This window comes from Rhodoferax sp. RT4P68 (assembly GCF_056521305.1).
This window is the reverse complement of the sequence record NZ_JBWMBB010000007.1, coordinates 1-7,753: the sequence shown is the minus strand read 5'-3', so window position 1 is coordinate 7,753 and position 7,753 is coordinate 1. Positions and strand designations below refer to the sequence as shown.

At 63.2% G+C, this 7,753-nt stretch carries 6 protein-coding genes; 3 read left to right on the top strand and 3 right to left on the bottom strand.

What is annotated here, in order from left to right; all coding sequences use genetic code 11:
* Positions 1-177: 177 nt before the first annotated feature.
* Positions 178-1,671, bottom strand: coding sequence for a sensor domain-containing diguanylate cyclase (locus tag AC099J_RS16245; protein ID WP_479616314.1), 1,494 nt, complete (start codon positions 1,669-1,671; stop codon positions 178-180).
* A gap of 401 nt (positions 1,672-2,072) precedes the next feature.
* On the opposite strand from AC099J_RS16245, the gene AC099J_RS16240 reads away from it, so the two are divergent.
* Positions 2,073-2,549 carry a glycine zipper domain-containing protein gene (locus AC099J_RS16240; protein WP_479616313.1) on the top strand — a complete coding sequence of 159 codons (477 nt, stop codon included), beginning with the start codon at positions 2,073-2,075 and terminating at the stop codon, positions 2,547-2,549.
* A gap of 38 nt (positions 2,550-2,587) precedes the next feature.
* On the opposite strand, the gene AC099J_RS16235 is transcribed toward AC099J_RS16240, so the two are convergent.
* A complete protein-coding gene (locus tag AC099J_RS16235; RefSeq protein WP_479616312.1) occupies positions 2,588-4,126 on the bottom strand; it encodes a phospholipase D-like domain-containing protein in 1,539 nt (512 codons plus the stop codon).
* A gap of 713 nt (positions 4,127-4,839) precedes the next feature.
* Between AC099J_RS16235 and AC099J_RS16230 the strand changes: the two genes are divergently transcribed.
* Complete coding sequence (locus AC099J_RS16230) at positions 4,840-6,174, top strand: tyrosine-type recombinase/integrase (protein ID WP_479616311.1); 1,335 nt, start codon at positions 4,840-4,842, stop codon at positions 6,172-6,174.
* Between the two features lie 152 nt (positions 6,175-6,326).
* Here the strand turns inward: AC099J_RS16230 and AC099J_RS16225 are convergent, their stop codons facing one another.
* Positions 6,327-6,617 carry a hypothetical protein gene (locus AC099J_RS16225; RefSeq protein ID WP_479616310.1) on the bottom strand — a complete coding sequence of 97 codons (291 nt, stop codon included), beginning with the start codon at positions 6,615-6,617 and terminating at the stop codon, positions 6,327-6,329.
* A 580-nt stretch (positions 6,618-7,197) separates the two neighbouring features.
* Here AC099J_RS16225 and AC099J_RS16220 point away from each other — a divergent pair.
* Positions 7,198-7,698 carry a Mu transposase C-terminal domain-containing protein gene (locus AC099J_RS16220; RefSeq protein ID WP_479616571.1) on the top strand — a complete coding sequence of 167 codons (501 nt, stop codon included), beginning with the start codon at positions 7,198-7,200 and terminating at the stop codon, positions 7,696-7,698.
* The last annotated feature ends 55 nt before the right edge of the window (positions 7,699-7,753 follow it).

The window sequence follows — 7,753 nt, the reverse complement described above, 5'->3', positions numbered from 1 at the left end:
TTTGGAATTCCCCTGTCGATTGATGGGAAGAACAACCGCACGGCTTTGTCACGACGCAAAGCGGCCCATACCGAACACCTTGCGAATCGCGGGATGTTACAGATTCTGTGATTTATTTACTTGTCTTTTTTTTGAGCGGCTGACGGGCCGGTGGGATGGGTGGAAACCCTGATTGGCTCAATCCTGAAACACGACGACGCGGTTCCTGCCGCGGTGTTTGGCGGAATACAGGGCCAGATCGGCGGCCTTCAACAGCGCCTCGGAGGTTTCGTGGGCCTCGGGTACCCGGGACGCAACGCCCAGGCTGACGGACACGAAGCCACCCGTGCACCCTGCGTGCGGAATTTGAGCGGCCAGGACGGCCAGACGGGCGACCTCGGCCACCTTGGCAGCACCGACGGCATCGGTCCCCGGAAGCAGAAATACCAGTTCTTCCCCGCCATAGCGGGCGACCATGTCGTCTGGTCGAGCGACTGCCGAGCGCAAGGCTGAGGCCACCCGCCGCAGACAGTCGTCACCCTCGACGTGCCCATAGCGATCGTTGAATTTCTTGAACAGGTCGACATCGACCATGACGATGGCCACGGGGTGACGCTCGCGTTGCGCCCGCCGAAACGCCCGCGCAAGCCGTGAGTCGAACTGGCGCCGGTTTGGCAGCCCCGTCAGTGCGTCGTGCTGGGCCTGGCGGGTCAGCTGCTCGTTGGCACTGGCGAGCGCAGCCTGCGTCTCGCGCAGACCGCGCTCGGCTGTGACGCGCTGGCGGATGGCGCGCTGCACGAACGTCACCGCAACCGCCAGCAGCAGGCAGAGAAATGCGACCCCTGCGGTCTGCACATACGCGGCGCTTCGCCACTTCTCCAGCACCTCCTCCCGGCTGGTGGCCACCGTGACCAGAACGGGGTAGTTGCGCGTGTGCTCGAAGCTGACCAGGTGCTGCACGCCATCGATCGGGGAGCGCGCATCGACGTGCCCCGAGCGCTGCCGGGTGAACAGGTCCATCAACTCGGTGCCCAACTGTTTACCCACGTCACCCGGCCGAGTTGGCCTGCGCACCAGCAGCCGGCCGGACAGGCTCAGCGCGATGGCGCCGTCCCTGCCGACGTCGAACCGATCGAGCAGACTGCGCAGGTGCCGGATGCTCAGGGTGCCCAAGGCCACGCCTGCGAAGTTGCCGTCCGCATCGGTCATGCGCCGGGACACCGGAACAAGCCAATCGCCCGACGAGCGGCTGCGGATCGGCGCGCCGACCAAGGGCCGTGCACTCGCATTGGTGCGGTGATGGGCAAAGTAGGCGGTGGCCGCGTCATTCCATGTCACGTCCCATTCGGGCTCCGAGCTGGCGATCCACCTGCCAGTGGCATCGAAGACAAACAGGCCCTGTAGCTGGGGCGCAGCGGCTGTGTGGTTCACCAGAACCGGCTGCAAGCGTTGCACGGTCACGGGTGCGATGTCCGAGCGCTCGAGTTCGAAGACGATGCCGGCCACGATGTTGTCCGCCTCCGATATCGAGCTTTCCATCTGTTCGGCAACGGCGCGCGCAAGATTAGTGTTCGCGCGCGTGGCACGCGCTATCTCGTCGCGGTGTGCTGTGACGACCAACCACCCGTGGGTCGCGACCATGGCCACGCACACGAAGAGCACCAACCACCTGGCCAGCTTGACCGCGTCCATGCCTTGCGAGCGGGATGGCGGGGGCACATCCATTGGACCGAAAGCACTGGTGATGCTGGGTCCAGCGGCGGGAGCCGATTGGCGACGATGCTTCTGGGTCATGCAAAGCAAGGAAGGCGGATCTGCTGCGCGGCAGCCAGCCACAGGCTTCGGCGAAAGGTCATTCCCACACGGTAGGGGTCTCAATGCCATCCAGACGTCGGAGGCGGGCCTGAGGTGCCCATGAGCTCGTCCTACAAGCGAACTGGGTGCGCGTCATCAATGTGGTGGCGTGGGCGCGTCTGCTCATCGACGCCAGACATCCGTAGGACATGCAAGGACGGCAAAGCTGCGCGCCCTCTGTCAATCTCCACCCCGCTCCCGCTCTAACCTGAGCATTCCTCAACGAACTGGAGACAGTCATGGAAGAAAAGACAAGATCGGGCGCCGGTGCTGCCGTCGGAGCGGTCACAGGCGGTGTCGCGGGTGGGGCCCTGGCAGGGGCCGCTGTCGGAGGGGTGACGGGTCCCGTCGGCGCCGTGATCGGGGCAGCCATCGGCGCGGCCGCTGGCGCGCTGACAGGCAAGAGCATCAAGGTGGATGCGGCGGGCGAGGACGCCTACTGGCGCGACAACCATTCTTCACGCCCCTATGCGGCGGGGAGAACCTACGACGATCTCGGGCCCGCGTACGCGTACGGCGTCTCCTCGTACAGCAAGAACCCCGACCGGAGCTTCGACGATGCAGAAGCAGAGATGGGCCGTGACTGGGGATCGACCCGGGGCACGTCCACTCTGGATTGGGACAACGCGAAACACGCATCCCGTGATGCATGGCAGCGCGTGAGCAACTCGGTTGAACGCGCAGTGCCGGGCGATTCGGACCGCGACGGGCGCTGAGAGTCAGGCGCGTCCCCGGTCGCACTGATCTCAGGGGCCTACATCAACTCTTGCGGAAGTATCGGACTGAGGAGCCATCTTTTCAGCCGTGTCATCACAGACAGGCCAGGTTCCGCGTCCAGTACTTCCTCGCTCCCATCGTCAGCCCGGTCGACCCACTGGAGCTCCCCGGCATCGCTTAGGCGCAGCCGGTACGCGCTTCGGAAGTGCTCACCATCCATCAAGCGCCGAAAGTCCGTCGCCAGTGCCGCACTGTCGATGAGCAAGCCGACCTCGGTGTTGAGGCTCGCTGAGCGTTCGTCCATGTTCATCGAACCGATGAATACGCGCGCGTTGTCCACGATGGCCATCTTGGCGTGCAGACGGCCCTGCGAACGGCCGAATCCCAGCTTTTTCAGCCGATGCGCAACGTCGGGGCGCAGCTCGTAGATATTCACGCCCAAGCGCAACACCTCCTCGCGGTAGCCGGCATACGCAAAGTGGACCAGGGCCTCATCCGTCGCGCCGATGGAGTTCGTGAGGACCGTGGTGCGCACACCGCGCCGCTGGGTGTCACGCATGATCGAAAGACCCACTTCGCCCGGAATGAAGTACGGGCAGATGATCAGCACCTGCTCTTGTGCGCGGCGAATGGTCGCCAGCGTGTGCTCGGTCACGCTGGCCTCGAAGCGCTCCGCCAGGCTGCGGCGCACGATCTTGTCGGGCAGGTCTGCGACCACCTGCGCGGCGGCCCAGATCAGGTCCATGCGCCCGGCCGACAGCTGCTCGGACACGCTGCGCCGGCCGAGCACGTCTTCCGCTTGCGGCTGCAACTGCATCACCACCGGCACAGGTGCGGCCCTTGCCGCAGTCGCTTGCACCGATGTGGCGCCCACCAGCCAGCCGATGGGGTAGGCATGCGCGCTGTTCCAGTACAGGTCAAAGGAGGCGGACTGATCGCGCACCACCGGTCCCACCGACAGGATGTCCATGTCGATGAAGTTCGCGTCGTCGTCCTGCATGAAGTATTCGCGGCCGATGTTGCGCCCGCCCGAGACCGAGGCGCTGTCGTCCGCGATGAACAGCTTGTTGTGCATGCGGTGGTTGATGCGGCGTAGATCGGGCAGCGACCGGATCAAGCGGGACACGAGACCGCCGCCGCGTGCCGGCAGCGGATTGAACATGCGCACCTGCACGTTGGGATGCCGGGCAAACGCCGCGAACCGGGCGTCGTCGTTGTCCACGTGCAGATCGTCGACCAGGAGCCGCACGCGCACGCCACGCCGTGCGGCTTGCTCGAGCGCCTGCAGCAGCGCCACGCCCACGGCATCGCAGCGGAAGAGGTAGTACTGCAGGTCCAGCGTCCGTTCGGCAGCCCGTGCCAAGGCCAACCGCGCGTCGAATGCAAACGCACCGTCGGGCAGCAGCCGAAAGCCGGAGACGTTCTCGTTGGCCGACGCCGCGGCCAGACGCCCCAGCGTCGACTGGCTGGCATCGGGCAGCGTGTACTCGGAGGGCAGCGGTGCGCGCGGCGCCAGACTTGCGCAGGCCTGTAGCAGCGCGAACAGGGCGAGTAACAGCCAGCGCTGCCACGCCATTGCCGCGCCGCCAGGTGCTTGACATGCATGCAGTGGAATGGCAGTTCCTTAGGTTCTCCGGCCCTTGCGGCCGTGCATACGTGCTTGAAAATGAAGGTGGAGGCTGACCCGGAGCGATGGATGGTTGGTTACGGAGCATCCAAACCATCGTTCCAGGGGCTGACACCATGGATCGTAAAGCGCGGAGCCGTCTGCATCAACGAAGCAACCGCGTCGCGCAGTACTCGGAATCGACGTGGCGGTGGGGTTCTTCAACGCGCTGACCAGTGAGGCGCCGCAGCAGACCACCGAGGCGCTGCTGCCCGAGCACCGCGAACGGTTGAATCCGCTCACGCACCGGTGGCTATTGCGGACCTGGCAAGCGGTTGCCGCTGGTCAGCGGGCTTGCACGCCGCACCGGCTGCCTGCACATCGGCGTGCATGCCGGCATCAGACTGACACCTGCGAAGGCCAAAAAAAAGCACCTAGGCGGGTTGCGCGCTAAGTGCTTGTTTCGTTCTTAATTTTGGTGGGCCCTGAGTGACTCGAACACTCGACCTACGGATTAAGAGCCGGAAAACCGCGCGAAAACATGGGACGGCATGAGACGAGTTGAGACTACTCTTTTCTTTTACAGATCAACAACATATAGTCAAATTAGAAGTCCACTACGTCCAACGTTGAACCATACAAGCCGCCGATTTCTGGGGCACCAGTGGAGCACGGAGACCTATATGCCGTTGTTGACCGTCAGAGCCATCGACGCTCTTAAGCCGAAGGCCAAGCCGTACAAGGTGACGCTGGATCGTGGCCTGCAACTTCGGATCGCGCCAGACGGTGCGCGTACCTTCCTGGTTCGATACATCGTCAAGGGATCGGAAGGACGACGCGAGTACCGCCTGCCTCAGTCCTACGGGGATGGCCCCGGACAACTACGTCTGGCGGCGGCCTGCGCTGAAGCGCAGCGCATCCGATCCCTCGCCCGCAACGGCAATGACTGGTTTGCAGAGGAAGAGGCTCGCTTAAAGGCTCAGGCAGCAGCGCGCGCGCACGCGGCACGGGAGGATGGCCTAACGCTTGAGAAGGCCTTACGCGAGTACGTCGACAAGAAGCGCCGCGCCAAGGACGGACTTCCTCTGAAGGCACGCACGAAAGCCGACTATCTCGCGATGGTGGAGCCGGGCCGAAGATCGAACAAGGGCCGCAAGTTTCATGACGGCCTACTCTTCGACCTTGCGTGGAAGACACTCGCCAAGGTCACGGCCGACGACATTCGCAAAGTCCACCAGTCGCTGCTCAAGCGCTCAGAGCGCGAAGCTACTTACGCCATGCAGGTACTGCGCGCCGTCCTGCGCTGGCATGGCATCAAAATCGCCGACAGCCCGCTCAGCATTGAAACGGCGGGACGCGATCGGATCATCCTGACTCCACCACGGTGCAAGCCGGCGCCTCTTCCTGCGGAAAGAGTTGGGGCTTGGTGGCTCGCTGCGTGCGCCAGCGACCGAGTCGCGGCCGACTACTATCGCTTTCAGCTGCTCACGGGATGCCGTGGTGTGGAGATCCACGGCGACAAACGGTATGCCTATGAGCCGATCAAGGTCCGCGACGTGAACCTCGACGCAGGAAGCATCGAATTGTTTGACACAAAGAATCGGACCGATCACAAACTTCTGCTTTCGCGCCAGGCGCTTGAGATCGCCAAGTTGCATTGCCGTGGTCGCAACCCTGACGAGCCACTGTTCGAGGTGGTCGATGCTCGCAAGACGCTCGCGCGCATCAACGCAGCTGCCGGCACAAGGGTTCAGGGTCACGGGCTACGGTCCACATTTGCAAGCATTGCGGAGGAGCTCGTGTCGGGCGGCGTGCTGAAGCGCGTTCTGAACCACTCTGTCAACAACGACGTGACCTTAGGCCACTATGTGGGCAAAGGGGAAGCGCAACTGCGAGCAGGATGGCAGCTCGTCGCAGACTTTGTCGAGGCGGTTGCCGCGGCCGAACTTGAGGCACGGAATGAAGTTGTCGTAAGCGCTACAGCGAGATGCGAGGCATTTCTGGTACCAGAAAACTGACGCTGGCAGCGTGGAGCGCCGAACGTTCCCCGCCACGTTGAACCAAGCGGGAGTTAACGATTGGCTACGGGTGCGGTCCGGACCGCGCGGGGCTCGGGACGTCTTGTCATTGGCCGTCCCTCCTGGAAGTCTGATAACCCTGACCTTCAGCACTAGTTCCGTTCGCGTTCCCCAACCCCACTTAAGCCTTCTCGCACCTCAGGCCGTACCTGAGTCTGTTCCATGACGAGCTGGATATGGCTGAGCTGAGCCTCCAACGCACGAAATCGTTCACGGACTTCGCGGATTTGTTCCATTGCCCGGTTCGTCTCGAATTCGATCTCATCGCGCCGTTGCTGCTCGGCGCGGAGCCGGGACATGTAGATGTGTCGACAGCACAAACCGGCCAGGCAGGCAACGGCCAGGGGCGACACGAACAATGCGACCAGCTGATACAAGCTCATGACAGCAGTCCTCTCGCTTCAGAGTTGATTACTTGCCGCGCGACGCAATAATCTTTAGCTATGTGTCGACAAGCCCTCCTGTGGCGCGCCCGTTCGACCGTGCCATTGCGATGTCATGCCGAGACATGAAGCCCGGTCACCTATCTATCAGATAGCGCCACAAGCCCACCCTTCCAACAGGTCGGTGGAAACGGGCCAGGAGAGCAGCTCGTAGTTTTGACTGTTGATTCACCCATCCAGTCGTCCGCCTTGGCGCGGGCGAAGCACGCTCGGCGCTTGTTGCCTTGCCAAACGCGGCGCGTGCAGTCGCGCTAGACCCGATGCCGATTGGCCGAGGCTACAAGCCCTAAATGACAATACACACAAGGTTTCCCCTAGTGCCCTGCCAAGGGTCGTGACGGACATCGAGACATTGCGCAGACGCGTAGGCGCCTTGCCGACTCCAACCTCTGTATCTTCAATGACGGGCCACGCGTCAGCGAATGGGTCTATGCGAGTTCGCCACCAGTGTTTGGCTTTGGCTTTGGGCTGCTTGCGGTGCGTAGCACGCACTCGCTTGGGTCGACGCTGACGACCAGCTCTGCAGGAAGGTTGCAACATCGGCCGCACTTCTTGGCACTCCTTCGCGCCGGCGCCCAGGCTGCCGGCAGGCTCGCTCAAGCGCTTTCGGATCGCGTTCCTGCCGGCCATCACCCGCGCGTTGCGCCGCAGCAGCATCGTGTTCGAGCATCTGCGCTACTGGCACCCCATCTTCGCGCAATGGCTGACTCGGCATGAGGCGCTGACACTGCACTACGACCCCCGGGACGTGTCACGGCTGTATGTGGCGCACGCCGATGATTTTCTCGACGTCCCGTTGGCAGATCTCCGCACCCCCGCGGTGAGTCTGTGGGAGGTGCAGGCCGCCACGCGTCATCTGTGCGAGGCCGGGCGCCGGGCAATTAACCAGCCCACGCTCGTCGAGGCCATCGACACCCAGCGCGAGATCGTGCGGGCCGCGCTGGCCAGTACTCGCAAGATGCGTATTTCAGCCCATCGTGGACGGCATTTCAGTCTGATCGTGGACGGGATTTCAGCGTGATCGTGGACACCGTTTCAAACTGATCGTGGACGCTGTTTCAGCGTGATCGTGGACG

Coding starts and splice junctions, on each gene's coding strand:
- AC099J_RS16245 (WP_479616314.1), bottom strand. CDS start 1,671: ATGGACGCGGTCAAGCTGGCCAGGTGGTTGGTGCTCTTCGTGTGCGTG.
- AC099J_RS16240 (WP_479616313.1), top strand. CDS start 2,073: ATGGAAGAAAAGACAAGATCGGGCGCCGGTGCTGCCGTCGGAGCGGTC.
- AC099J_RS16235 (WP_479616312.1), bottom strand. CDS start 4,126: ATGGCGTGGCAGCGCTGGCTGTTACTCGCCCTGTTCGCGCTGCTACAG.
- AC099J_RS16230 (WP_479616311.1), top strand. CDS start 4,840: ATGCCGTTGTTGACCGTCAGAGCCATCGACGCTCTTAAGCCGAAGGCC.
- AC099J_RS16225 (WP_479616310.1), bottom strand. CDS start 6,617: ATGAGCTTGTATCAGCTGGTCGCATTGTTCGTGTCGCCCCTGGCCGTT.